Raw genomic sequence first — 24,268 nt, 5'->3', positions numbered from 1 at the left:
GGTCTGCAGCGGTTGGTCGCTGTGGCCCAACGGTTGCGGGGCCGGCTGAGTGACGAGGGGAACGGGTCGTCATGCGAGACGACAGTGACGTCGGCCCCAGACAACGATTCCGGTGGTGCCGGACGGGCAGGTGTGGGCGGCACTGCCGGAGGTGAACCGGCAGGCGGTGGTGGGGCAGTTGGCGCGGCTGGCGAGCCGCGCGTTGTCGGCCGCCGCGACGGCGAGTGAGCGGGACCGGCGATGACCTCGGTGATGCCGTGGGAGCGGCCCGGCAGCAAGATCGACGACCGTCACCTGCAGCGACTCGCAGTGATCTATGTCCGCCAGTCCACCCGTCAGCAGCTCGTCGAGCACCAGGAGTCGACCCGGTTGCAGTACGCCCTGGTGGACCGGGCGGTCGCGCTGGGCTGGCAGGCGGACCGGGTCCTGGTGATCGACGAGGACCTGGGCAAGTCGGGGTCGAGCGCGGTGGCCCGCACCGGCTTCCAGCGTCTGGTCACCGAGATCGGGCTGGACCACGTCGGTCTCGTGCTGGGGATCGAGATGTCCCGTCTGGCCCGCTCCGGCAGGGACTGGTACCAGCTGATCGAGCTGTGCGCCCTGTCGGGTGCGGTGCTCGCGGACACCGACGGGGTCTACGACCCGGGCGAGTACAACGACCGGCTGCTGCTGGGGCTCAAGGGCACGATGAGCGAGGCCGAACTCCACCTGATCAAGCAGCGGATGTGGAGCGGGCGCCTGAACAAGGCCCGCCGCGGCGAGCTGGCCTTCCCTCTGCCCAGCGGTTACGTCCGCCGCCCGTCGGGGGAGGTCGCCTTTGATCCGGACGAGCAGGTGCAGACCGTGATCCGCCTGGTCTTCGCGCAGTTCGAGCGGCTCGGCACCTTGCACGGTGTCCTGCGCTATCTCGTCGACCATGACATCCAGTTGGGCATCCGGCTGCGGGAGGGGCCGGACAAGGGCACCCTGGAATGGCGAAGGCCGAACCGGATGACGCTGCAGACCCTGCTGCACAATCCCGCGTATGCCGGCATCTATGCCTACGGGCGGCGCCGGGTCGACCCGCGCCGCCAGGACCCGGCCCGGCCGAGCACCGGACGGGTCGTCCGCTCCCGGGACGGATGGCATGTGATGATCCCGAACGTCCTGCCCGCCTACATCACCGTCGCCCAGTTCGAGACGAACGAGGCGAAACTGGCGGCCAACCGCGCCCGCGCCGAAGCCATGGGCGCGATACGAGGCGGCCCCGCGCTCACGGCCGGGCTGGTGCACTGCGGACGCTGCAACCGGCGCATGAGCGTGCGCTACCACACCCAGCACAGCAAGGCCCTGCCCGAATACGTGTGCGCCCGGGACATGACCAACTACGGCGCCCAGAAGAGCTGCCAGCTGCTCAACTCCGCCTGCGTGGACGCCTTCGTCGAACAGCAGGTCCTCGCGGCACTGACGCCCGCCGCCGTCGAGGTGTCCCTGCGCGCGGCCGACCAGGTCCTGGCCGAGCGGGCCGAGCTGGAACGGCTGTGGGCGCAGCGGCTGGAACGCGCCGCGCAGGACGCTGACCGGGCCCGTCGCAGCCATCACCTCGCCGAGCCGGAGAACCGCCTGGTCGTACGCCAGTTGGAGAAGGAGTGGGAGGGCGCCCTGGCCGTCCAGCAGAGGCTTGGCGAGGACTACGACCGGTTCACCCGCAGCAGTCCGCACATCCTCACTCCGGCCGAGCGGCAGACCATCACGGCTCTGGCCGGCGACATCGAGGGTTTGTGGCGTGCGCACAGCACCACGACAGCGGACCGCAAGGAGATCATCCGCGCGGTCGTCGACAAGGTCGTCGTCACCGTGCTCGGCACCAGCGAGCAAGTGAAGGTCACGATCGTCTGGGCCGGCGGGACCACTACGGCGGGAGAGGTTATCCGCCCGGTCCAGCGGCTTCAACAGCTCAGCTACTACCCGCAACTGACCGATCGGATCCGCGAACTCGCAGGCCAGGGCATAGGAGCCAACGGGATCGCCGACCGCCTTCAGGCCGAGGGCTTCCGGCCCGCGAAGGGCGGCAAACGGATCTCCGCAGCCACCGTCCGCGACCTCATGCGCCGCCTCGCCTGCCCCGCAGGCCGTGTCCACCAGCACCGCCCCGCACCACCGGGCGAGGAGCCCGGCCCGGACGAGTGGTGGCTCAAGCACCTGGCCGCCGAGCTGGACATGACCACCTCCACCCTCTACGCCTGGATCAACCGCGGCTGGATCACCACCCGCCGGGAGAGCTGCTGGCCTCACCGGCTCATCGCCCACGCCGACCAGCGAGAACTCGACGAACTCCGCGAACGCCGGACCCGTCCGCCTGGCTGGTACAGCCGCCGCATCTGGACCGAGACCGCCGAAACAGCGGAGCAACAGACTCCATGAGTGCACTGTGCTTGACAGATCTCCACAGCCCACCGCTTGGGTTGGACCTGGAAACCGCGCTGGTCGGGGGATTTGCGGACGATCTCCAGCTCGCGGCCGAGGATGATGGCGGTCCAGTCGACCAAGCGGCCGGCGAAGCCCTGGTCAGCCCAGACTTTTAGGACGCCCGGGTGGTCAAGGCGAGTCCAGAGCAGCGGGCGACGACCGCCGTCGCGGTCCTGGACGTTCGCGGCAACAACGTGGACGGCCAGGAGCAGGCCGAGGGTGTCGGTGACGATGAATCGCTTGCGTCCTTTGATCTTTTTGCCCGCGTCGAAGCCCCGGGTCGCGGCGGGCACGGTGTCTGCAGTGCGGACGGACTGCGAGTCGATCAGCCCCGCGCTCGGCTCGGCGGCTCGCCCGTCGGCCTCGCGTGCGCGCCATCACCATCAGCCCGGAAGCCGGCGCCAAGCAGTGGCAGGCTCTGGAGTACGGCGGCCCGGAATGGCAGAAGATCTACTTCCGGCTCCGCAACAGCGTCGAGGGCTACAACGGCTACGCGAAGAACCCACTGGCCGAGGGCATCGAGGCTGCGGGCTCCCGCCGGATCCGCGGCATCGCGGCCCAAACGATCCTTCTGGCCTTCCAGCTCGCCCATGCCAACCGCCGCAAGATCAAAAAATGGCTTGAGACTCTCGCACTCGGCGGCGAGCGCCCCCGCCGCCGCACCCACCACAGGCGCAAAACCAAGGAACGCGGGACCTGGACACCCACCGGCCATCTGGCGGCAACCGCCTGATCTGGCCAGCGCAAGCACGCTCCGAAGCCCGAGCCGGAAGCGGCCCAGAAGTCAGACGAGAAGCAGAGCGACGCACTGTTCGACACCGCGCAGACGGAGGACGAGGCCCCCACCGCCGAGTAAGGAGGGGTATGACCGCCAGCAACGGCAGTACGCAGTTGACCCGGGCCGAGAGTGATCTGCTTCAGGCCCTCTCGACCCGATGGACGATGCACATCCTGCTGGCCCTGCATGCCTTCGATGGCTCGGGACGATTCGGTGAGATCCACGCAGCCGTCTCCGGGATCTCCAACCGCGTGCTCTCCAGCCGCCTTGCGGACCTGGAGAGCCGCGGGTTGGTGTCTAGGAACGTGACCGCGACGCGTCCGGTCACCATCACTTACCGGCTCACCAGCCTCGGCCGGCAAGTCGCTATCGCCCTGACGTCCTTGCGCGAGGTAGCGGAGAACCTTCAAACTTGAGCCCGGTCAAGAATCCGTGTTGTCAATCTTTACCTGGCCGCAAGTGCGAATCTGGAGACCGAAAGTCAGTCGCATTTGAGCACCGCACCCGCAAGCATCAAATGACTTATTAATTTCCGAATGTAACCTTTCCCTGCTCCAATTCTGTGGCGAAAAAAACTGCGGCCGCTTTGAGGATGCTATTCACCCGACGCAGCTCTGCGTTCTCCTGTTCGAGTCGACGCAGGTGAACGGCGTCGACGTGCGGTGACCCCGGATGCCCGTCGGCCGCAGCGTCGGCCTTTCTGACCCAATGCCGCAGCACCTCGGGGTGGACACCGAGCAACTCCCCCACTCGCCGGACCGTGCCCGACCGGCCAGGATCGTCCTGCCTCAGCTCTCTGACCATCCGGACCCCCCGCTCGATCAACTCAGGCGGGTACTTCCTCGCAGCGGGCATGCGGGTTCCTCTCAAGGTATCTCTGCCGTCACGGCCAGCGCTGGACTACGAGCCTGAACACATCACGATCAGCGATCGATTATGCACAACTGTTCATGGCAGTCAACTGTGTCCGAGTGTTCGAGTCGTTTGCGTGCCGCGACCGAATCAACCAGACCCGCAACTTCACGTATTCGGTATGCATGTGCGGCGCCTACGAGAAGCGCAGGGACTCACTCTTGAGGAGTTGGCGGAGCGCAGCGGGATGAGTTTTCGCGGCGTGCTTTACATTGAGCACGGGCAACGCAATCCAAGCTTGACGACCCTGCTCAACCTTGCGCGCGGCCTCAAGGTTTCACCGTCCACCCTGCTGGCCGTGTTCGATGCATCCAAAGCCGTGGATTCCGAGTAGTGCGAAGTTTCTGGCAAGAGTTGCTACTGCGATTGAACGCGTGATGTCGGAACGCTGAGCCCTGGCGGTGTTGCACCATGCGTAGCCGTGGTCCATGGCACAGCGCGCCACTGCCGCTCCGGGTTCGGGTCTGTACGGCCTTCGCTGGACACACCCGCGGGTGAAGGGGCGCAGGACCTGCCCGGCCTCGGTGGTGCCCAGGCGGGAGAGCCCCCGGTGCGAAGAAGGCCGGGGCGGGCAGTCAGGTGGTGGGCGAGCGGAGAGGGACGACGTTGTCCGGGGGCGGGGTGTCGGATGCTGGGTCCCGTGTTTGGGTGAGAACGGCGCTGGCAAGGGTGAGGCGGGTCACCCGCTGTCGTAGATCTGCGATCTCTGCTTTCTGGTTCGAAATGGTCTTCTTGAGCTTGGCAACGGTTTCGCGAAGCCGTTTCTCGTTCTCCGGAATCTGTTTCGTCTCGGCGCGGACTCGTTCGTAGAACTCGTTCTTCAGGTCGACGTGCCGCTTGAGGAGTGCCATGCGGTGGACGCCAGCCTCGGCGGCGAGGGCGACGACGGTAAGGCTGCCGTTGGAGACGGTGGGCTGTCCGGCCAGGAGCCGGTCCATGGCCTCGCGGATGCGGGCGCGCTCGTTCTGGTGCTGCTGGTTCATGTCAGGGCCTCGGCGGGTTGGGCGGTGGCGTCGTGGGTGTCGGCGGTGGCACGGAGCCGGTCGGCATTGGCCCGTAGGCGCTTGGCGACGGGTTCGGGGAGGCGAGCGGCCTTGCGGTCGATCGTGCGGGCCCGCTCGCGAAGGAGGCGAGCGTGTGTGTCGGTGCGGACGGCGTTGCCGCAACCGGGACGGCAGGCGTACTGGTTCGGAGCCGTCGCGTCCGGAGCGGGCTCGCAGAGCGCGTTGTCGCGCTTGAACGCGCAGATCAGCAGGGCGTCGGGGTTGTCATAGAGCACGACGCCGTCCCGGGCGAGGAACTGGGCCGCCTTCCTTGCGAACGTGTGGGGGACGATGCGCCCCTCGAAACGCGGTGTCTGGGCGGCGCCGATCAGCGCGCGTCGGGCGGCGGGGCCTGAGATCTTCTCTCCGGCGGCGACGCGATCACGTAGGTGGGCAGCGGTGTCTGCGGCTGCGAGGGCGGTCTCGACATCGAGGACGCTGTGGATGCCGGTTCGGCTGCGGCTCCCGTAGCCGGTCGAGGTACGAGCATCCAGGACGGTGCGCATGTGGCCGTACTGAATGGCGAGGGCTATCAGCCCGCCGGGACGGCGGGCGATGTGCCAGGCCAAAGTCCTTCTGAACCGGGACAGGCCAACCGAGCCGTGGGGATCTTCAGGGATGACCTGGTCTGGCAGGCCATGGGCGTGCGCTTCGCGGTTGGCCCATGTGATGAAGTGCTCGACCCGCAGATTCAGGGCACTCTGCTTCAGCGTGCCGTAGTTGCCGCGCTGGTGGGTGAAGTCGTGGTGGGCGGCGCTGAGGAGGAGCTCGCCATCCGGGACGATGCGTTCCAGCGCGCGGATGGCGCGGACGACGGGCGCGATGGCGACCCAGGGGACTTCACGTTCCCTGCCGGCGGAGAGGTGGTTGCCGTCGTCGTCTGTGACGTTCTTGAAGTGGTGGCTGCGGATCAGGTGCTGGCCGATGATCCCGTCCTTGTCCGGCTCGGGGTCGGGGCAGCACCCGGCACGCAGGCCCTGGACTTCCTGCGGGCGCATGCCGGTCAGATAGAGGCAGATGATCATGGCGACAGTTCCCAGGTGCCGCATGAGGTCGGCGGCCTCGGTGAAGTCCAGATGCTCGCGCCAAGGCTTTCCGCTGATCCGGCCGGTGACCGGGATGCGCATCGGACACGGCCCGGGACGCTCGGCGGCCAGCACGGTCAGTCCGCATCGGTTGTTGAGCCGGTCGACCTGGCCGAGACTGGCCCCGGTGGTGGCGGCGATGAACCTGCGGGCCAGCATCGTCTCGCCCTTGTGCGCGGTCGCCGGGATCGGGGCGCCGCTGCTAACGAGAGGCAGCAGGTATGACTCCAACGCCCTCTGGCTGGCAGGGGTGGCCAGGTTAGCTGCCGCGAGTTCGGTCATGCGGCGGTTCTCTGCCCAGGTGGCCAGGATGTCGTCGGCGAAGTCCTCGACCATCCGGATGGACCACACCAAAAGCGGTCCAATGACCTGCGGATCGAGCGGCTCGGTCGAGTTCTCCACCCCGTCGGCCGCGGCGTCCGAGGAAGGCAGGTGATCATCGACGCCCTCGGCGAGCCAGGGAGGGCGGCTGATCCCCGCAGGATGCGGAGTGAGCTGGTCGAACGACCAGAGGGCGGCCAGCCAGCCGAGCACTCGTTCGCCGTGGCGACGGCCGCAGCCGCTCGACCACCGTTGGGCCACGTATCCGCGCCACTCGTCGGCGGTGCAGTCGGCGAGGTCGGTGATGCCTCGCTTGTGCAGCCAGCGGGCCAGCTTCTTCCATTCCCCGCAGGTGTCTCGCAGGCCGTCGCCTGCGCGTCGCGACCGGGCGTTGTTGCCGCGAGTTTTCAGATAGGTGGGCCGCAATTCGCCATTGATCATGATCCAGGTCGCCAGCTTCACCTGCCCTCGAAACTCCTCTGGGCAGTTCGTCCAGGAGATCGTGATGATGGCTGTGCTCGGGTTGTCGATGAGCGGGCCGAGCGACCACACGAGTTCGCCGTAGCGGGAGTTGGCGTGCTGATTACCAGGGCTGATCCAACCGGGTAGCACGACCGGGGTCCCCGCGGTGGGCATCGGCAGATCGTCACCCGTGATGACGGCGGTGGTCACGGGGCGAGAACTCCTTCCAGGAGAAGGTCGATGAGAGTGCGGTCGGCGTCGCTGACCTGGGCCAGTGCGGCATTCCAGGCAGCTGGTCCGACCTTCTGGTTGTCGTCGCGGAGGTCCTCCAGCCGCAGCAAGTGATCGCGCCAGTGCTTGTTCCAGGCCTGATCCGGCAGAGCCGAACGCAGGCTTTGCAGCCGTTGGTGGAGGTGGGCGAGCCGGGCATGGTGGCCCGGGTGGACGTGGGCGTTCGGGCAAGCCAAGCAGAGCAGGAAATCCGCACCGCATCCGCCGTCCGGAGCCGGCCAGGGGCCGGACTCCTCGTCCGCGCAGTCCGCTGTCGCTGTTTCCAAGTGCCGCGGGTCCGGCGTCTGGCGGACATGGCCCCCGAACACGCTGTTCCGGGCCTGCTGGAGAGCTTCATCGGCTCCGTCGGCGATGACGCCCTGTGCGGCGCGCTGGACACGCTGGTCGGGCAGGACATAAACGCTCTCGTGGGTGCCTCTGGAGTGCTGCAGAGGACGGCCTTCGCGGGTCACCGTCGTCCTGCGGGTCCGCTGGAACGGCGATCCGCCCAGTTGATGACTGTTCGCCCAGCTCTTTCCGTCAGTCATCGAGACACCGAAAACCAGGGGGCCGACCGGGCGCGGCCGGTCCAGGTCCTTCTCCTCCACCCCGACCCGATGTGTGCGGGCCGTCATCAGCAGACCGTGTCCCGGCGCCAGCCGTGCGGCCAGCGCGCGGCCGTGTGCGGTCGCCTCGATTGCCTGGGTGATCAGCCGGCCGGGAGAGTCGGCACCCGAATCGCTGATGTTCTCCGTGGAGAACCAGCGCCCGCCGCCCACCCGGCGTTTCTCGACCTGAACCTGGTAGGTCACGGTCGTCGTCTCGCCGACCGACGGAGCTCTGGTCGGGGTCGGCATGCGGTCGTAGACGGACAGATTCCATCCGAACCGGTCGGTCAACAGGACCGCCAGGGCAGTCAGTTCTCCGCGGGTCAGAAACAGCCGGCCCCACAACAACTCGACCCCCGTTGTGCGGCCCAAAAGACGGCGGTTCTTCACGCCCCCCTGGACGGTGCGAGGGACGTCACCCGTGCGGGCGAGATGGTCCAGGATCTGGCCGAGGTGCCATTCACGGCTGTCCGCAGACAGCTGGCCAGACCGCCACCGCTCCAGCAGTTCGGTGTTCTCGCGGATCCGCAGCCGTGCGGCCCGGAACTGCCGCTGTGCGGCCAGCACCACGCGTTCGCGGTCCGGCTCATCGTAGGACTGCTTGCTCGGCGTGGGCTTGGGGACGCGGCAGGCAAGTTCCTCAGCCACTGGCCCGCGGCCCAGCCGGGGGTCCCTCTGCAAGAGCGTGCGGACCGACGACAGCGTGACCTTGCCGGTGTTTGTGGCGACATGCTGGGCTCGCCAGCGCTTGAGCATCGCCGCGGTCAGCTCATCCAGATCCTGCGGCGGTTGGTCCAACCCGGACAGGAACCGCGCGAAGATCATCAACTTTTTCCAGGAGGTCCTCGCGGTGCTATGGCTCTTCCAGCGACGCGACTGGGCGGTGAAAACGACCGCCAGGGACCGTTGCATCGGACCGGCAACGGGCAGCTCGGCGAAGTTGAACTCCATCTTGTAGCCGGCCTTGTTGCCCACGGTCACCACAAGCCCGTCCGGCGCCAGCGGCGGCTCGCTGCGGTGATCGGCCGGGGGCAGGACGGCTCGCCGTCCCCGCCCGCTCACGGAGCATCCTTGAGGAGGATGTCGATGTCCTGGATGCCGCTCGTCTCCCGGGCCAGCCGCGAGAAAATGTTGTCCAGGTCCTCAGCGTCGCGGCCCTCGTCCGTCGTCTCCGCGGAGGCGAGGATCGACTCCAGCTGCAGGTGGGCAACGGGCGCGAGGTAGTGCCGCTTCGTTGTCTCCACGTCCGAGTGCCCCAAGAGCGTCTTCACCAGCCACCACGGGTCGCCGAACAGTAGGGCGAAGTCCCGCCGGTCTGCCGCGGTGAGCCCGTAGCGGGACGTCATCAGCTCGTTTAGCAGGATGAGCATGTAGAGCGCCATCGAATGACGTGCGGCATGCGGTGTTGCGTACGGGCTCTTGCCACATATCTCCGCCAACCGGAAGTCCCGCTTGATCTCACGTTCCTCGGGCGTGAGCAGGACTTCCTCACAGCGCAAGTTCGCGGCGCGAAAGATGCCGTTCCACCGGTCCGGAGCCATCGGCAGGCCCTCTTCGGACAGCCACAACCACGCCGGTTCCGGACCGTCCGGACCCTCCAAGAACAGCCACTGCCGTTCACGCCAGCCCAGTCGTCTCAGTTCCTGGCCGCCGATCACTCCGTCGCGGTCCACCCACTCCACTGCCGGCCTCAACCCGTGGGTCACCTTCGTGACCAGTCGTATCGTCGGCAGACGGTCGTAACGGCCCTGGGCCTGGGCCCGCTGGACCGCCCACGCCCGCTCCGAGGCGATGTACGCCTCGACCTGGCCGACCGCGTCCACCGAGGCGTAGAAGACCCGGCTGGCCTTCGACCTCGTCACCGCCCCAGCGACGCGGCCGTGGCAGTAGCGGCCATAGCGCAGGCGCTGCGTCGGCAGCTCGAATGTCAGCAGCGACCCGCCTTCCTGCCGTCGCAACCCGGAGCTGAGCAGCAGCTGCACGAAGCTGGTGTTGCGCAGCTCTGTCCTCGCCGCCCACCCAGGTGTCGGCGTCCCGGTGCGGGTGTGACCACGCAACCCGAGGTGGGCATCGGATGGTCATCTCCTCGGATTCAGTGCGGGAACCGCACCGACGGCAGGGCGAAGTTGTTGTCGAAGAGGTGGTCGGGGTCGTAGTGCGACTTGAGCGCGATGAGCCGTTCGAGGACCGCACCGGGAAAGGCGTCCTCGAGTTGTTGCCGTCCGGTGCGCGTCTCGAAGCTCAGGTAGAGCCCGTTCAGGTGCGGGTGGAGCCGTTCCCACCGCTGGTCGAGGTCGTCGCGCAGTGTGGGCACGGTGGCGGCCATCAGGGAGAAGTTCTGGGTGCGGTGGGAGTAGGCCATGGCCTCGGGCGGTGCGTCGTTGACCGCTCCGCCGACCGAGCGCAGCTGCACCATGCCGGCCGTTTCCAGCAGCGCGGTGATGTGCTCGGCGGCGGGCGGGGTGATGTGGTCCACCAGCCCGGAGCGCGACACCGACAGCGGTTGCTGCGCATGCTGCGGCTCGTGCCCGGCGGGCAGCAGCTGGTGGTACGGGGTGGCGAAGGCCTGGTTGCGCAGCACCCGTCCGGCCGACAGCAAGGGAGCGAGCGCCGTGCGGACCGCCGTGGCGTCCGTGCCGGCGTACACCGTCATCGCCTGGGCGACGGCTCTCCCGCCGGCACCGGTGACGAGAGTCAGGAAGCTGGTGACCGCGCGGGGTGCTGCTTCAACCGCTGCGCCCCATCGGGTGAGGAACGCGGCCGTGTCCGCGGCGTCGTGGACGGTCACGGCGACGGTCACGTCGCGCACCGGTTCGGCCTGGAACTCGAAGGCCGTCGCCACCCCGAAGTTGGCTCCCGCCCCGCGTACGGCCCAGAACAGGTCCGGGTCGTGTTCGACGTCGGTGCGCACCACGGATCCGTCGGCCAGGACGAGTTCGGCGGCACTCATGTGGTCGATGGTCAGGCCGTGCAGCCGGGACATCAGGCCGATACCGCCGGCGGTGGCCAGCCCGCCGACCCCGACGTCCCCGGTGTCTCCGGAGGACAGGGCCAGGCCGTACGGCGCGAGTGCCGCGGCGACCTCGCCCCAGCGGGCCCCCGCCTCCGCGCGCACCAGCGCGGACCGGCTGTCGAGGACCTCTACGGCGTTGAGCCGGGAGAGGTCGACGACGATCCCGCCGTCGTTGGTGGACCGTCCGCTGATGCCGTGCCCGCCACTGCGCGCGGTCAACGGCACCTGGGTGGCGCGGGCATGGGCCAGAGCTGCCGCGATGTCCCCGGCACTGCGGACGAGGAGGACCGCGCCCGGTGAGCCGGGGCGGGTGTAGGTGTGCCGTACGGAGTCGTAGCGGCGGTCTCCGGGACGTACGGCGACCGCGCCGAGGCGCTCGGGCAGGTCGAGGGAAGGGGACCGGGACGGTGTGTCGGTGGTGCGCATCGCTGCCTCCGCAGGGTGCGAGTGCTGTTCGAGGGGCCGCTGTCCGCTACAGCGGCGGGGTCGTCCGTATGCCGTGGGCGGGCGTGACCAGGTACTGGAGCGGGGCTTCGGCGTACGGCCCGCTGCCGGCGACGAGCCGGCCCACGTGCCGCCCGAGGTCCTCGGCGCTGTACCACTGAGGGCTGTCCGCGCCGATTGCGGCCCGCGGGCGGGTGCGGACGGGGCCGATGATCAGTTCGTAGACACGCGGCCCGTTGCCGCCCAGCTCGGCCGTGAGGGATCGCACCAGCGACTTCTTCGCCGCGTTCGTGGCGCCCACCAGCGCGGCGAACGGGTACGGGATCTCCGCACTGAACCCGCTCAGGTGCACCAGCGCCCCGGACGGCGACAGCAGCGGAGTCAGCGCGCGCAGCACGTGGAAGTGACTCGTCAGGTTCGAGGCGATCATCGCCTCCCACTCGGCGTCGGAGAGGTCGAGGATCCCGGTGCGCTCGGGGCTGCCCCAGTCGCCGATCGTGACGACGGCGCCGTCCAGCGGGCCGTAACGCGACAGCTGGTCTCGTACCGCCTGGCTGTCGGGGGCTCCGACGTCGGCCGGGTGCGTGAGCAGGGTGCCGGGTCCGGCGTCGCCTGTGTAGGCGGCGAGCTTGGCCAGCCGTTCTTCGCTGCGGCCGACGGCCACCACGGTGGCTCCCTGCTGGAGCAGCGCGAGGGTCATTCCCTCGCCGATGCCCCCGGTCGCGCCTGCCACCAGCACCGTCCTGCCGGACAGCAGCTGGGTTTCGGGGGTGTCGCTCATGGACGAGGCTCCTTGTCTTGAGGCGTCTTCAGGCGCGGCCGAGGGCCGGCGAATCGGGGGGCGGCTCAGACGGCAGCGGCGGCGCGCTTGCCCTGCTGCAGGGCGTTGACGTACGACCGGGCGCTCATGCCCATGGCCGGCACGTTCTCCTGCATCAGCCGCATCCGGTGCGGAGCGTCATGGAACGTGGGGTCGAGCTGGAACTCGGCCGCCAGCGAGAACCAGGTCACCGGCACGACACCGGCCTGGACCATGCGCTGGATGGCCGTCTCGTGGGCCTCGGTGGTCAGGCTCGCGGAGGCGTCCACCGCCACGTGCACGCGATAGCCCTCGCGCAGGCCGCCGAGCACGGTCTGCAGGACGCAGCCGTCGGTGGCGATGCCGCCGATCACCAGGTTCTTGCGGCCCGCGGCACGGACCGCCTCGGCGAACGGCTCGTCGAGGAAGGCGTTGAAGTCGGTGGCGCGCTCGATGACCGGCTCGTCACCGATGACGTCGAGCAGCTCCGGGTACAGCGGCCCGGACGGCTTGCTGGACTGGCCGTTGGTGACGACCAGGCCGCTCCCGTACCACTTCGCGGTCTTGGCCAGGCCGGTGACGTTGTGGATGTGCGACGTGAGGTCGTGGGAACCGAGGAGGTTCGCAAAGCCGACGGCGTAGTCGACGAGAACGATGGTGGTGTTGGCCGGGGTCAGAGGCTCGGGGGCCATGACAGGACTTCCCTTCCGTTCGTTAGTGACCGAGTGGTCACTAACGACAGTACGTCCGAGAGCCACTAATGTCCAACTGGTCACTAAGAAGTTTGAAAAGACGCAGGTGAATGAGCCACAGCAGTGTCGATTTCACCTAGGGTCACCCTTTAGTGACCACGCGGGCTGTTCTGAGGTGACCATCTGTACACTTGCTGCATGACCGGATCACCAGCCGAGACGCCACCTGCCGCGAGCGGCCAGGACGCCGCCCCGATCAAGAAGCGCACCAGGGAACCGGAAGTACGCAGGGCGGCCATCCTGGAGGCGGCGCGTGACGCGTTCGCCGAGCGAGGCTTCGCCAAGACGACCATCCGGGACATCGCGCGCCGGGCCGGAGTCACCCACGGTCTCGTGATCCGCCACTTCGGCTCCAAGGAACAGCTGTTCCTCGCGGCGGTTCCCAGCTCCCAGAACCTGATGGCCGAGGTGGCCGGCGATCCCAACTCGCTGCCCACGCGCGTCGCGCGCTCCTACGTCCGCCGCATGTCCGAGAGCGGGGGCAGCGACCCGTTCATCGCGCTGATCCGCGCGGTGGCCTCGGAGGAGGACGCGGCCAGGTCGCTGTTCGCAGCGATGCAGGACGAGAGCCTGGAGATGTACCGGCATGTCATTCCCGGCCCGGACCTCGAAGCACGCGTCGGCTCCGTGGGCGCGTATCTGATCGGGGTGACCTTCTCCCGGTACGTCTTCAGGAGTGGCCCTCTGGCCGAGATGCCGGACGACGAACTCGTCCGCCACCTCGTCCCCAACCTCCGCGCCATCCTGCTCGGCTGAGATCTCGTCACGCGGGCGTTCGCTCTCCCCTGTGGAGTGCGCTGCCCTGCACCGACGACCGGCGCCCCGGGCGTCACCCATGCACAGACGCGGCCCCCATGACCTGCTCCAGGACACGACCGCCAAGACCCAGGCGTTCGCGGCCCGACTCCGTGCCGTCGGCCCCGTGGCCAGTGCCTCATCCTCGGCCTTCCGCGCGGCGGCCGGATGCGAGCCGTGGGGTGCCCTCGGCCAGGCGGTACAACACGAGCTGATCCTGCTGCTGCGGCCGACCGGGGGCATGGAGGCGGAGTCGCCCGGGACGGTGGGCCGACTGCCCGGCGCCGACCCGATGCACTATCGGCCCGTCATACCCGACGTGGTCGTGGAGATCGAGGCCGGCCAGACCGGCCTCTGGAGTTCGGGCGGTTCCGGCACCGCACCCGCGTGCTGCGCGTCCGCGGCGACCTCACGGCCGACAACCGGCTCTCTGCTCCGTGAGGTTCCCGTCAGTGTCAACCCCGCCTGGTCCGCAGCAGACAGTTCGAGCGATCCCTCGGCGCCGTTGGTCGCCGCGGGGGTCTCCTCGATCCGCATCAGCCGGCACACCTCGGCGCAGCTCCTCGCGGACACTTTCCGGGTACCGATGTCCCCGCGTTGTCCCCAACATCACGGCTCTGTCGCCACATGCTCGGATCCTTTCCGGTGGACGGAAGTTGACGCTCCGGAACCTCACGGGGGGCGTTTCCACAGGTCAGGTCGTGCTTCCGGTGGCGCGGGTGGGACTCGAACCCAAGGCCGACGGATTACACGAGAGCAGCGGAGCTTCTTACCGACGGAAAGGGCCCCGCCCTCTTCGCCCGAGGGTAGAGCCGCGCGGCGTCTCCCCAGGTCAGCCGCATTGCTCCAGGTGAACCACGGCCGCCTCCGTCCCCTGGTCCGACGGGGGTTCCTCTGCAGACTTGCGCCACGTCCGAGGGGCGGGGGTTCCAAACAGCCACATCAACGCCCTGGGCAAGCTTTCGCTTCTGGGGCAGTTGCATTCCTCTGTCCCGCGCGCGCCGTGCCGTTGTCAGGCGGCCGATGTCACCTTGGTCCACAGGGCACATGGCCCCGGCGGTTTGAGCGTCACCGTGTGACGTCCAGTTCGGTGTACATCCCGCCTGCATAGTGGCCGACGAGGTTGCACACCAGTTCGTAGCGGCCGGGCTGGAGCGTCAGCGTGGTCCAGGCCATGGCGCCGGAGGTGACGCCGTCGCCCTCCCCGGCAGCGCAGGTGCGCGAGGCTTCGCCCAGGCTTCCGGTTTCGGCGATGCGTCCCTGGGCACCGATGGGCCGCTCTCCGACGGCTTGGCCGGCTGGCAGCGGGAGCACGACGACCTCATGCGTGAGGGCTCCGGCATTGAACACGCGCAGCGACACCGTACCGGCAGGGACCGTGCTCGGGGTGGTGCGCAGCCACATCATGCCCATGCCGTGCCAGCCAGGGCCGGCGCTGGGGGTGTGGCCATGAGGACCTCCCGTCATTGCGCCCATCATGTCGCCGACGGTCACGTCCACCACATGCCCTGACAGTGCGGGCGGGCTGCACGGTACGCCCGACTTCGTCCAGCCCGCTGGTGCGGTGTGGCGGAAGCCGCCCGTGGCGGCGAGCGTTGCCGTCGTCGCGATGCCCAGGACCAGGGCTGCCAGCGCCCCGGCGATGGTCAGCCACACCCTGCGGCGGCGCTTGGCGGTCACTGGTGCTCCCGCAGCAGCGCAAGGCGGCGTTTGTACTCGTCCTCGTCGATCTCCCCGCGGGCGAACCGCTCGGAGAGCAAGTCCTCGGCTCGCCTGCCTCCCCAGCCGGGCTCCCCGGAGGAGAGGGGCGGGCCGACCTGGTGGCCGTGATGGCTGCCCGTGAGGTAGCGAACGAGCGCGACGATACCGGCGATCACCAGTGCCCAGAACAGCACCATGAAGATGGCCATGAAGATCCAGCTGCCCCAGCCCCAGCCGCCGTCGTACCACATCATGCCGATCGCCTTCTTCGACTGGTGGGCAAAGCCTCACCTCCGGAATGCGTCACCGGAGGCCGCCGCGCCTTGCCTGCTCACCACCCTCCCGCAGCGCAGAGGGCCGGAGAAGGGGCCGTTCGGGCCGTCCCCGCCGACGACCGGCCCACAATCTTTGACCACGGTCGGGATATAGGTCAGCCCCGGCCGCCGTTGTCGAGCAGGCCGGGGCCTTGGGCGCGGGAGTGACCGGCTTACCTGGGCGCCGTCAGCAGCCGCATTCCTCGCCGCGCCGGGACTCGCCGCCCTCGCGTACCGCGAGGCCGGCGACGAACAGGCCCACGACCGGGTCGAGCCACCACAGGCCGAACAGCGCGTTGGCGAGCAGACCGGCCAAGAGGGCGGCGGCCAGGTAGGTGCACAGCAGGTTCTGGGTGCCTTCCCTTCACCGGCTCGGGCACAGTGCGCTGACACACGAAACGGAGGACGCCGCGTCCACGCCGATGCTGCCGGCCCGCTCCCGCCACGCCTCGGTACGGTCCCTGGAACGCTACGCACGGCCCGGCGTCGACGCAGTCGCCCAGCATGTCGCGGAGCGCGACCCGGCCGCCCGCCGCTGTCGGTGAACCCCGGAACCTACCGACGGATCACTTACTCGCTGGTGTCCGAGCCAGGAGCACAGGCACACCGAGAAGTGCTCATACTGCAGGCGGCGCCGACGAGGGATCGGAGACCATGGGGCATGACATGGGCTGCATGTCCCTGCCGGCGTGTTCGTCGCTCACCTGCTCGCTGCGGTGCTTCGCGACCTGTGGCTTGCGTACGGCGAACGCGCCGCGCCCCGTCTCGCCGGATGGCTCGTCGCACCGCTGCGCCTGCTGTTCCGTCTCACCGGGCCGGCTTCTCCTCGTCCGCGCGTCCGCGCCGGTGGCTGCAGCGGCTTGGCCGGGTGTGCGGGAGGAGCCCGGATCACCAAGCGATCCGAGCCCTCGGTGGCGGCGTACACGTCAGCGCGGTGCAGATCCGCGTTCCCGTAGCAGGTCGGCCATGATCTTCATCTCCGACTGCTGAGCGTCGACCATGCCCTGGGCGAGTTTCTTCTCCTGGGGAACCGTGCACTGCTGGGCGCAGGCGCGGGCCATCTCGATGCCGCCCATGTGGTGGTCGTACATGAGCTGGAGGTAGAGGATCTCCGCCTGTTTGCCGTTGAGCATGCCGAGTTGGTTCAACTCGGTGTTGGTGGCCATGCCCGGCATGAGGGAGCCGTCCTTCATCTGGTGGCCCATGTGACCCATGGGCATCCAGGTCATATAGCCGTCGGGGGATGTCGCGGGCAGGTTCCACAGGGAGAGCCAGCCGAGCAGCATGCCACGCTGGTTGGCCTGGGTCTGGGCGATGTCGTAGGCGAGACGGCGGACGTCCTCGTCGGTGGTGCGGTCGCGGACGATGTAGGCCATCTCGACGGCCTGCTGGTGGTGGACGGCCATGTCGCGGGCGAAGCCGGCGTCGGCGGAGTCGGCCGTGGGGACGGCGACTGACTTGTTGTTGCCGTTGTCGGTGATGGCGAGCAACGAGAGGGCCAGGACGACGGCGACCAGGGCCGCCGCACCGATGATCAGCCAGCGGGTGAGAGCGGGCTTGCGGTCGGATACGTCACCCAGGTCGGTCTCGTCCGGCGCGGTGGCGGTCATGTCCGTCATGAGGCGGTCAGTCCGTTCGTGCAGGCGGCACCTGGTTCGGGGGTCTGCGCGCCCTGGACGTACTTGGTGAGGAACTGCTCGACGCGCGGATCGGAGGCCGTGTTCACGCTGAGCTGGTGGCCCCAGGCCGACAGCATGATCGTCCCGGACTCGGTCTTGTCCGGGCTCATCAGCGTGTAGGGGGTCTTGGAGACCTTGCCGGCGAGGGTCTTGATGTCGGCCGGGGTGACCTTGTCGTTGTACGTGACCCAGACCGCGCCGTGTTCGAGGGAGTGGACGGCGTTCTCGTTGGCGATGGCCTTGGTGTAGACGTTGCCGTTGCAGGTCATCCACACCGGGGCGTGGTTGCCGCCGACGGGTGGGTTCATCGGGTAGGTGACCTTGGTCTGGACGTGGTTGCGGGTGAGCTTCTTCGCATCCCAAGTCTTCTCGCCACTTATCGGCTTCGCCGCGGCGGCGGCCTTCTGGTCGTTCTTCTCGTTGGCGTTGTTGATGGCGTACGCGCCCCAGCCGGCGAGTCCGGCGACGATGACCGTACTGAGCGTGATGGTGATGACGCGGTTGCGGCGCTCGCGGGCCTTTTCCGCGCGGCGCATCGCCTCTATGCGGGCCTTGCGGTCGGCGGCGACCTGCTTCTTGCTCGTGTTGGGCATGCCTGGGTGTCCTTGTCCCCGCCGCGATGTCGTCGGCGGCGGTGGGTGCAGGGGGTGGACGGATGTCGTTCGGCGCATGGGCACGCGTGAGCACCACTGCGCCATGCCATCCGTCTAGGTCCGCTGCACCTGGAGGACGTGGAGATCGGGAGCACTGGAAGCCGGCGGAGGCTTGGCGAGGAGCGTGGGACCGGCCTGCCGCCTGGGGACGCTCGGCATGCGGGGCAGGAGCACCGGCAGGGAGTGCACGGGTGCGGCGAGCACCGCTGCCGCACCGTGGACGGCGGGTGAGCAGCACACGTCTCCGGAGGGACAGCCCCCCGGGTGCGCGGCCGGCATTACGTGGTGCTCGGCCGGGCTGCCGGTCTGTATCTGCGCGTGGGAAACGCCGGTCATGGCAGTGACGTGGTCGCCGCTGGCGGCGTGCGCCGCGGGCCCCAGACATATCACCAGAGCCGCCAGCAGCACGGCCAGGGCAGGACAGAGCGCCGCGGTGTGCGTGGTCCGCCACGCGCCGCGGGCCGTGTGCTGCGTCCGGCTGCTCATCACGCTGAATGTTAAGTGGTACGTGTGAACGCGCTTTCGATCGGGCCTGGGTGCTCAGTGCTCATGGCCCTCCTCCCCCGCCTCCGGGTAGACGAAAGTGCGGGTGACCAGGTGGTTGGGGGCGCACGACCGAGGGATCATGAGTCCATTCGGGATCTTGGCGGGCCTTGTCGATCAACGTCGATCTTTGACGTTTGTACTGGTCAGAAGCAAGCAGTGCGGAGTGTCGGCATCCCTTCGTCTTTGTCAGTCCGTTCCGATCCTTGCGTCCCGAACGCGTCCCGAATCCGCCACTGATGAAAAAACGGCACAGGTTACCGAGCCGATCGCGCCGGCTCGGAGCGGGGCATCGAACTCGCGCGCAGCGGATTCCCTTTCCAACGCACGGAGGCTCCGCCCCACTTCGCCGGGCAAAAGCATCTGTGGCTGTTGGGGGTAAGGGGCCACGGCGTCGAATTGTCTACGCTGGATCATGAACCTGCCGATCGGGCGGTAGCCGACGTCCGTCGGCCGACGGCCCGGCCAGGGCGTCGACGAGGCCGAGGAGCCCTCTCAGTGCCGGCGCGGCGCTTGCCGACTGGTGGGCCAGGGCGAGGTCCACGGTGGGCATGGGTGCGGTCACGCGCTTGAGCCGCACCCCTGGTATACGCAGCGCACGAGCACGCCCCTCGGGCACCGGGGCGATGCCGGTGCCCGCGGCGACGCTGAGGAGGAGTTGCTCGTCGTCGGGTTCTTCCCGCACGATGCGCGGCCCGCCGTCGGGCCACAGCTGCTGGGAGATCAGGTCGTGCATTCCGGGGGCGTTCTCGCGCGGCCAGAGAATCACGGGTTCGGCGGCGATGCGCCCGCGGGTGACCCTGCGTTCGCGGGCGAGAGGATGATCAGCGGGGACAGCCACGAGGAGTTCCTCGCGGGCGATGTGCCGGCACTCCAGGCCCACGTCGTCCAGCGGGGGCCGTACGAAGGCGGCATCCAGCCTGCCGGCCAGCAGCTCGGTGATGTTGTGCGCGGTCCACCCGGTCCGTACGACGAGATCCACGTCCGGATGGAGGGTACGGAACGCGGCAAGGAGGGCGTCGACGGGGCCACCGCGGGCGGAGCGGGTCAGGGCCAGGCGCAGCTGCCCCTGCCGTCCGCCGACGGCCGCACGGATCCGTTCCTGCGACGCGGCTGCATGGGCCAACAGTTCGCCGGCCTCGCGGGCCACGACCTCACCGACGACGGTCAACCGGCAGCTCCGGTTGCCGCGTTCGAGCAGTGGAGCGCCAATCTCCCTTTCCAGCGCCCTGATCTGCTGACTCAGAGCGGGCTGGGCGATGTGCAGCCGGTGCGCGGCCCGCGTGAAGTTCAACTCCTCCGCCAGCACGAGGAAGTACCGCAGCCGCCGCAAGTCCATCCGTCAACTATAAGCACTGCTTATGGCATTGAACATGACTGGTCTTGGACAGGTCGTCAACTCCCCATCGACAGTGAGAATCGCACGGTTCTGCGATCAAGGGAGAGGCATGGGCGACAGGTTCGACGCGGTCGTCGTCGGCGCCGGGGTCATCGGGCTCACCACCGCACTGCGCCTGCAGCAGGCCGGTGCCCGCGTTGCCGTGGTCACGGCCGAGCCGTCGGCCGAGACGACGTCCTCGGTCGCGGCGGCCGTCTGGTACCCGACCCGCACCCGGTTCGAACCTCGTGTACTGGACTGGGCCACCCACACCTACGACGAGTTCGCCCGCCAGGCGGCGAACGGGGTACCCGGCGTGGTCATGCGCCCCACCCGGATGCTGCTGCGCGGCGAGGCCTCCGACGTCCCCTGGTGGGCCGCCGCCCTCCCCGACCTCCGCGCCCTGCGAAAGGAGGAGCTACGGGCCACCTTCACCACGGGCTGGGCGTTCACCGTTCCGTCCGTGGAGATGTCCCGCTACCTCCCCTGGCTCCAGCAGAGCTTGTCGGCGGCGGGCGGCACGCTGATCCGTCACCGTATCGACGCCCTGGAACAGGCGGGCGTATGGGCTCTTTCGGTGGTGAACGCCTCCGGCCTGGGTGCCCGCGCTCTGTGCGGGGACACCGAGGTGCTGCCGGTGCGGGGGCAGGTGGTGCTCGTCGCCAACCCGGGGCTGCACACGTCCGTGCGTGACGAGGACAACGCCGACGGCTACACCTACGTCCACCCCCGCAGCACGGACATCGTCCTCGGGGGCACGTTCGAGGTCGGGGAGTGGGACACCACCCCGTCCCCGGCCACCGCGGCCGCGATCCTGCGCCGCTGCACCGAACTGCTCCCGGAACTAGCAGGCGCCCCGGTCCTCGGCCACCAGGTGGGCCTGCGGCCCCATCGAAACGGCGGCGTCCGGCTGGAGGCCGACGCCCGACCGCCGGGCAGGGTGAAACGGATGGTCCACAACTACGGTCACGGAGGCGCCGGAGTCACCTTGGCGTGGGGCTGCGCGGACGCCGCGACCGCCCTCGTCGGCGGAGCCGTTCGGCCGGGATGAGCCCGCTGCCGCTGTCGTTCCCGACTCCCCTTCGCACGGCCCCACACGTACCCCTGTACCGCTCCCGTTCGTACTGCTCCCGTTCTCGAGGATTGGGTGTGCGCGGATGGATTCCGTCGAACCCGCGGATATCAACACTTCCACCACGACGGCTGGTGGGACGCAACCGCAACCCGGCCGACCGCCGGTGAAGCCCCCCGCCAAGGTGCGGCGCCGCACGCTGCTGCTCGCCGCCCTCGGAGCGACCGCCGTCGCCGTCCCGCTCACAGTGATCGAGTCCAGAGCCGACGACGCCGCCGACCCCCGCAAGGCCACGCTCACCGTCCTCGACGGCCACGCCGACAGCGTGGCGTTCAGTCCGGACGGCAAGACGCTGGCCGCCGGGCTGTCCGGGGCCCGGGGCACCGGCAGCACGCTGCGGTTGTGGGACGTGGCCGAGGGCACCGCCACCACCCCCTGGGCCGACCACGTCGAAGACCTGACAAAGGTGGCCTTCAGCCCGGACGGCCTGACCCTGGTCACCGGCAGCGCGGACCTCACCGAAAGCCCGGTGCGGCTGTGGGACTTGCTCACTCGGACCGTCGACGCCACCCTCGAAGCCCCGCGCAGGCACGGCTTCACATCGGTCGCGTTCGGGCGGGTCGGCTACATCATGGCCACGGGCAGCGCCGACAACATCGTGCGGGTGTGGGACTACGTGACAGGCACCGTCACCGCCACGCTCACCGGCCACACCGGCGCGGTGACGACGGTGGCGTTCAGCCCGGACGGAGACACCCTGGCCACCGGCAGCGAGGACAGGACCGTGCGGCTGTGGGACTCGAGCACACTCGACCTCGTCCCCATCGACACCCTCACCGGCCACACCGACAAGGTGACAACGGTGGCCTTCAGCCCGGACGGCAGGACCCTGGCCTCCGGCGGCCTCGACCGCACGGTGCGGCTGTGGCAGAACCGATGACCCCGACTTCGGTCGCTCACAGCCGGTTCAGCGCGGCGCGGGTGCCGTCCGGGCAGGCTCTGCAATCGCTCGCGGCCTGACGCCGCGCTGCTCTGGAGTTGACTTCAACTCCCACAAAAAAGAACCCAGTTGACCATTGGTGGACCCAGTCATGGCTGTGAGAGATGCGAAGCCTGCGCCCGGAACCATGTTGCGTGGCAGAGGCGGAACCGCGCACCTGCAGAGCGAGGCCGTCGTGCTGGACCGGGCAGGGATCCGGCTGGTCATTCCCCTCGCCGCGATCGAGACCGTCCATGTCGCCAGGAGCAAGCGCCCGACTGCCGAAATCCGGCTGAAATCGGCGGCCACCGGAGCCGACGCGACAACGGTCTGCGCGATCGGCTCCCGCAGCACCGAGGCGGTGGAGGCCTTCGCGCACTCCGTCAACGCGGCCGTGCCGCAACGGGACGAGGCCGAAAGACGCATCAACGGCGCGGCCCTGGTGAAGGCGGCGGAGCGCCCATTCATGCCCAGGACACCGTGCAGACCGTTCCTGTCCACGGACGAGTGGTGGGCCTGTGGCGCGCTCACCTGCCTGTTCGCCGTCGGCCTGCTGCTCCCCGCACTGGCGGGCGACGGGTCCCTCGCCAAGCTGTGGGCCGGCACCTTTGCGGGGCTTGTGTTCGGCTGCGCCGTCGCCCGCGGCACGTGGCGCGCCACGGTGACCTGGTGGCTGCTGCACCGTTACGGCGTGACCACCGTCGCCACATTCGTGGCCTACGTGCCCGGGGAGGACGACAACTCGCACGGCGCCCGGATATACCGCTTCACCGACACCGCCGGCGCCACTCACGAAATCCACCGCGCCGGCCCGCAGTTGGGGCACTACGAGATCGAGATCTCCTACGACCCCGCCAGGCCCGACTTCGCGACAGGCACGGGGCGACCGTGGGCCAGGACCGTCATCCTGCTGATCCGCCTCCTCGTCGGCGTGCCGGTCACGCTCGTCATGGCGGCCTACCTGCTGTGGTACTTCACCACCGCGATGCACCCGTAGAACCGGCACAAGCCCCTCCGCCACCGGCCGCCGAGCGATCGGCCCGTGGAATTGGCGGCCGGCAACCGGGCCGGACTCCCGCTGCCGGCGAAGCCGCGGCCGGTTCGGGGCAAGCGGCGAGCGTGGTACCACCCGATGTTTCCATCGGAACTGGTGAGGACGCGGCAAAGTGGTCAGGCGTCGGCGAGCCTCACGACGGCCTGGTCACCACCCACCCGTGTCCGGGGCCACCCACGACGCCAGAGAGCCGGTTCACAGCGCCTGGCCCGACCGGCATCGCCCCCGAAGATCTCCGGGCGAGCCGGGCGCGCTTCGGGCCGCTTTCTGCGCGCTTCCAACCGCCGCCGGGACAACCCAGCGATCCGGCGACGACCCGCCGGGTATCGGCATCACTGACGACCTGATGGGCCGTGTCTGATCAGACCTGGTCGCAGACGCCTTCGCCTGCACGCTGCAGTCCGGCCCGGTTCGACCACCACGAGACGCGCCTCTCCCCCTGATCACTCGTGCCCAGGGGGCACCACCCAGGACTCCCGGATGCCCGCTCCAAAGCATGACCGCAGGTCAACGCACTCGACCCCGCGACAGCGGTGGGACTTCCGGTGCGGGCAGCGGGGCGCCCCCGCAGCCGTGTACCTCACCGAAGCGAGTCCCCTCCGTCCAGTCCTTCCGGTCCTGTTCGATGCCCCGCCGGGAGCGCCCGATGAAGTTCCACCGGGCGACGATCCCCACCACCGAATGCACCCCCCAGGGCTGCGGCCACCCTGCCCTCCGACCCCCTTCACGACATCTGGCAGCCAGCCAGAATTTCGGGGATGCTCGGTTCAGCGGGCCGCAACAGACTGCTCCACCACCAGGCCTGCATGGAATGGGGAACACGCCGAGCCTGGGATCGAGACACGAAGTGCTTACTACACTCGCGCCGGAGCTCTCCGCGCCTCCGACGAACACTCCGTCGGACAGTGTCTCCACAGTCCGCCCCGAGGGCGGGGTTCGCCCGGCAGCCGGACAGCCGCAGACGTTTCCGTTCGCATCCGCACAGACGATCCCCGCATCCCCGGCGCCGATACTTCCCGGAGCAGGCTTCTCGGGTCGATCCGTATGCATGCCAGCCACGTCGGACCCCCTGTCACCAAAGTCAGCAACAGGTCAGCATCAGTACCGCCGCAACCCGCTTCCGACCGACACGAACCGCCGAGATCATTAGCCAACCCAACGTGGT

The 24,268-nt window shown here is 68.9% G+C and carries 25 protein-coding genes and 2 pseudogenes; 9 read left to right on the top strand and 18 right to left on the bottom strand.

Features of this window, described 5'->3' with window-relative positions:
- Positions 1-115 precede the first annotated feature (115 nt).
- A complete protein-coding gene (locus SMIR_RS44420; protein WP_282190273.1) occupies positions 116-244 on the top strand; it encodes a hypothetical protein in 129 nt (42 codons plus the stop codon).
- Positions 241-2,403, top strand: coding sequence for a recombinase family protein (locus SMIR_RS36295; RefSeq protein WP_168498024.1), 2,163 nt, complete (start codon positions 241-243; stop codon positions 2,401-2,403). Before SMIR_RS44420 ends, SMIR_RS36295 begins: the two co-directional genes overlap by 4 nt.
- A 29-nt stretch (positions 2,404-2,432) precedes the next feature.
- Here SMIR_RS36295 and SMIR_RS45025 read toward each other — a convergent pair.
- Positions 2,433-2,780 (bottom strand): annotated as a pseudogene (locus SMIR_RS45025) (transposase); the annotation flags it as partial.
- 35 nt (positions 2,781-2,815) lie between these two features.
- On the opposite strand from SMIR_RS45025, the gene SMIR_RS36290 reads away from it, so the two are divergent.
- Positions 2,816-3,181, top strand: coding sequence for a hypothetical protein (locus SMIR_RS36290; protein WP_249938531.1), 366 nt, complete (start codon positions 2,816-2,818; stop codon positions 3,179-3,181).
- A gap of 131 nt (positions 3,182-3,312) precedes the next feature.
- Entirely contained in the window at positions 3,313-3,642 is a 330-nt protein-coding gene (locus tag SMIR_RS36285) for a winged helix-turn-helix transcriptional regulator (protein WP_212727929.1), read from the top strand.
- Between the two features lie 109 nt (positions 3,643-3,751).
- On the opposite strand, the gene SMIR_RS45020 is transcribed toward SMIR_RS36285, so the two are convergent.
- Positions 3,752-4,081, bottom strand: a complete 330-nt coding sequence (locus tag SMIR_RS45020; protein WP_212727928.1) for a transposase — start codon at positions 4,079-4,081, stop codon at positions 3,752-3,754.
- Between SMIR_RS45020 and SMIR_RS44660 the strand changes: the two genes are divergently transcribed.
- Positions 4,080-4,472, top strand: coding sequence for a helix-turn-helix domain-containing protein (locus SMIR_RS44660; protein ID WP_349636915.1), 393 nt, complete (start codon positions 4,080-4,082; stop codon positions 4,470-4,472). The genes SMIR_RS45020 and SMIR_RS44660 overlap by 2 nt on opposite strands.
- 241 nt (positions 4,473-4,713) lie before the next feature.
- Here the strand turns inward: SMIR_RS44660 and SMIR_RS36270 are convergent, their stop codons facing one another.
- The 7 genes from SMIR_RS36270 to SMIR_RS36240 form a co-directional block, all read right to left on the bottom strand.
- Positions 4,714-5,121 (bottom strand): hypothetical protein, encoded by a 408-nt coding sequence (locus SMIR_RS36270; protein WP_212727926.1) that lies wholly within the window; start codon positions 5,119-5,121, stop codon positions 4,714-4,716.
- Entirely contained in the window at positions 5,118-7,223 is a 2,106-nt protein-coding gene (locus SMIR_RS43830) for an integrase (protein WP_249938647.1), read from the bottom strand. The genes SMIR_RS36270 and SMIR_RS43830 overlap by 4 nt, the downstream gene beginning before the upstream one ends.
- A gap of 32 nt (positions 7,224-7,255) precedes the next feature.
- On the bottom strand, positions 7,256-8,908 hold the full coding sequence (locus SMIR_RS36260) for a hypothetical protein (RefSeq protein ID WP_349636913.1): 1,653 nt from the start codon (positions 8,906-8,908) through the stop codon (positions 7,256-7,258).
- Between the two features lie 77 nt (positions 8,909-8,985).
- Positions 8,986-9,909 (bottom strand): site-specific integrase, encoded by a 924-nt coding sequence (locus tag SMIR_RS36255; RefSeq protein WP_349636912.1) that lies wholly within the window; start codon positions 9,907-9,909, stop codon positions 8,986-8,988.
- Between the two features lie 110 nt (positions 9,910-10,019).
- Positions 10,020-11,366: an FAD-binding oxidoreductase gene (locus SMIR_RS36250; RefSeq protein WP_212727924.1), complete on the bottom strand. Its 1,347-nt coding sequence runs from the start codon at positions 11,364-11,366 to the stop codon at positions 10,020-10,022.
- A gap of 46 nt (positions 11,367-11,412) precedes the next feature.
- Positions 11,413-12,165, bottom strand: coding sequence for an SDR family oxidoreductase (locus SMIR_RS36245; protein WP_212727923.1), 753 nt, complete (start codon positions 12,163-12,165; stop codon positions 11,413-11,415).
- A 65-nt stretch (positions 12,166-12,230) separates the two neighbouring features.
- Positions 12,231-12,875 carry an isochorismatase family protein gene (locus SMIR_RS36240; RefSeq protein WP_212727922.1) on the bottom strand — a complete coding sequence of 215 codons (645 nt, stop codon included), beginning with the start codon at positions 12,873-12,875 and terminating at the stop codon, positions 12,231-12,233.
- Between the two features lie 198 nt (positions 12,876-13,073).
- Between SMIR_RS36240 and SMIR_RS36235 the strand changes: the two genes are divergently transcribed.
- Positions 13,074-13,691 (top strand): TetR/AcrR family transcriptional regulator, encoded by a 618-nt coding sequence (locus tag SMIR_RS36235; RefSeq protein ID WP_212727921.1) that lies wholly within the window; start codon positions 13,074-13,076, stop codon positions 13,689-13,691.
- Positions 13,692-14,027: 336 nt separating this feature from the next.
- Here SMIR_RS36235 and SMIR_RS36230 read toward each other — a convergent pair whose 3' ends face one another.
- The 8 genes from SMIR_RS36230 to SMIR_RS36200 form a co-directional block, all read right to left on the bottom strand.
- Positions 14,028-14,267 (bottom strand): hypothetical protein, encoded by a 240-nt coding sequence (locus SMIR_RS36230; RefSeq protein ID WP_212727920.1) that lies wholly within the window; start codon positions 14,265-14,267, stop codon positions 14,028-14,030.
- 531 nt (positions 14,268-14,798) lie between these two features.
- A complete protein-coding gene (locus SMIR_RS36225) occupies positions 14,799-15,410 on the bottom strand; it encodes a sulfocyanin-like copper-binding protein (protein ID WP_249938529.1) in 612 nt (203 codons plus the stop codon).
- Positions 15,407-15,685, bottom strand: coding sequence for an SHOCT domain-containing protein (locus SMIR_RS36220; RefSeq protein ID WP_168489510.1), 279 nt, complete (start codon positions 15,683-15,685; stop codon positions 15,407-15,409). The genes SMIR_RS36225 and SMIR_RS36220 overlap by 4 nt, the downstream gene beginning before the upstream one ends.
- A gap of 247 nt (positions 15,686-15,932) precedes the next feature.
- Positions 15,933-16,061 carry a hypothetical protein gene (locus tag SMIR_RS44415; RefSeq protein WP_283959575.1) on the bottom strand — a complete coding sequence of 43 codons (129 nt, stop codon included), beginning with the start codon at positions 16,059-16,061 and terminating at the stop codon, positions 15,933-15,935.
- A gap of 610 nt (positions 16,062-16,671) precedes the next feature.
- Complete coding sequence (locus SMIR_RS36215) at positions 16,672-17,355, bottom strand: DUF305 domain-containing protein (protein ID WP_212728465.1); 684 nt, start codon at positions 17,353-17,355, stop codon at positions 16,672-16,674.
- Positions 17,356-17,360: 5 nt separating this feature from the next.
- Positions 17,361-18,017: a thioredoxin-like domain-containing protein gene (locus SMIR_RS36210; protein WP_212727919.1), complete on the bottom strand. Its 657-nt coding sequence runs from the start codon at positions 18,015-18,017 to the stop codon at positions 17,361-17,363.
- 114 nt (positions 18,018-18,131) lie between these two features.
- A complete protein-coding gene (locus tag SMIR_RS36205) occupies positions 18,132-18,563 on the bottom strand; it encodes a hypothetical protein (RefSeq protein ID WP_212727918.1) in 432 nt (143 codons plus the stop codon).
- A gap of 460 nt (positions 18,564-19,023) precedes the next feature.
- Positions 19,024-19,959, bottom strand: a complete 936-nt coding sequence (locus tag SMIR_RS36200; RefSeq protein WP_249938528.1) for a LysR family transcriptional regulator — start codon at positions 19,957-19,959, stop codon at positions 19,024-19,026.
- Positions 19,960-20,068: 109 nt separating this feature from the next.
- On the opposite strand from SMIR_RS36200, the gene SMIR_RS36195 reads away from it, so the two are divergent.
- The 3 genes from SMIR_RS36195 (at position 20,069) to SMIR_RS36185 (ending at position 23,046) form a co-directional block, all read left to right on the top strand.
- Positions 20,069-21,049, top strand: a complete 981-nt coding sequence (locus SMIR_RS36195) for an FAD-dependent oxidoreductase (protein WP_212727917.1) — start codon at positions 20,069-20,071, stop codon at positions 21,047-21,049.
- Between the two features lie 187 nt (positions 21,050-21,236).
- Positions 21,237-22,010: a WD40 repeat domain-containing protein gene (locus SMIR_RS36190; protein ID WP_212727916.1), complete on the top strand. Its 774-nt coding sequence runs from the start codon at positions 21,237-21,239 to the stop codon at positions 22,008-22,010.
- Positions 22,011-22,197: 187 nt separating this feature from the next.
- Entirely contained in the window at positions 22,198-23,046 is an 849-nt protein-coding gene (locus SMIR_RS36185) for a hypothetical protein (RefSeq protein WP_212727915.1), read from the top strand.
- A gap of 564 nt (positions 23,047-23,610) precedes the next feature.
- Here the strand turns inward: SMIR_RS36185 and SMIR_RS43825 are convergent.
- A pseudogene (locus tag SMIR_RS43825) lies at positions 23,611-23,772 on the bottom strand (pirin family protein); the annotation flags it as partial.
- Positions 23,773-24,268: the final 496 nt, after the last annotated feature.

It is taken from the genome of Streptomyces mirabilis (genome assembly GCF_018310535.1).
Classification (GTDB): domain Bacteria; phylum Actinomycetota; class Actinomycetes; order Streptomycetales; family Streptomycetaceae; genus Streptomyces.
This window is presented reverse-complemented; position numbering and strand designations above follow the sequence as displayed.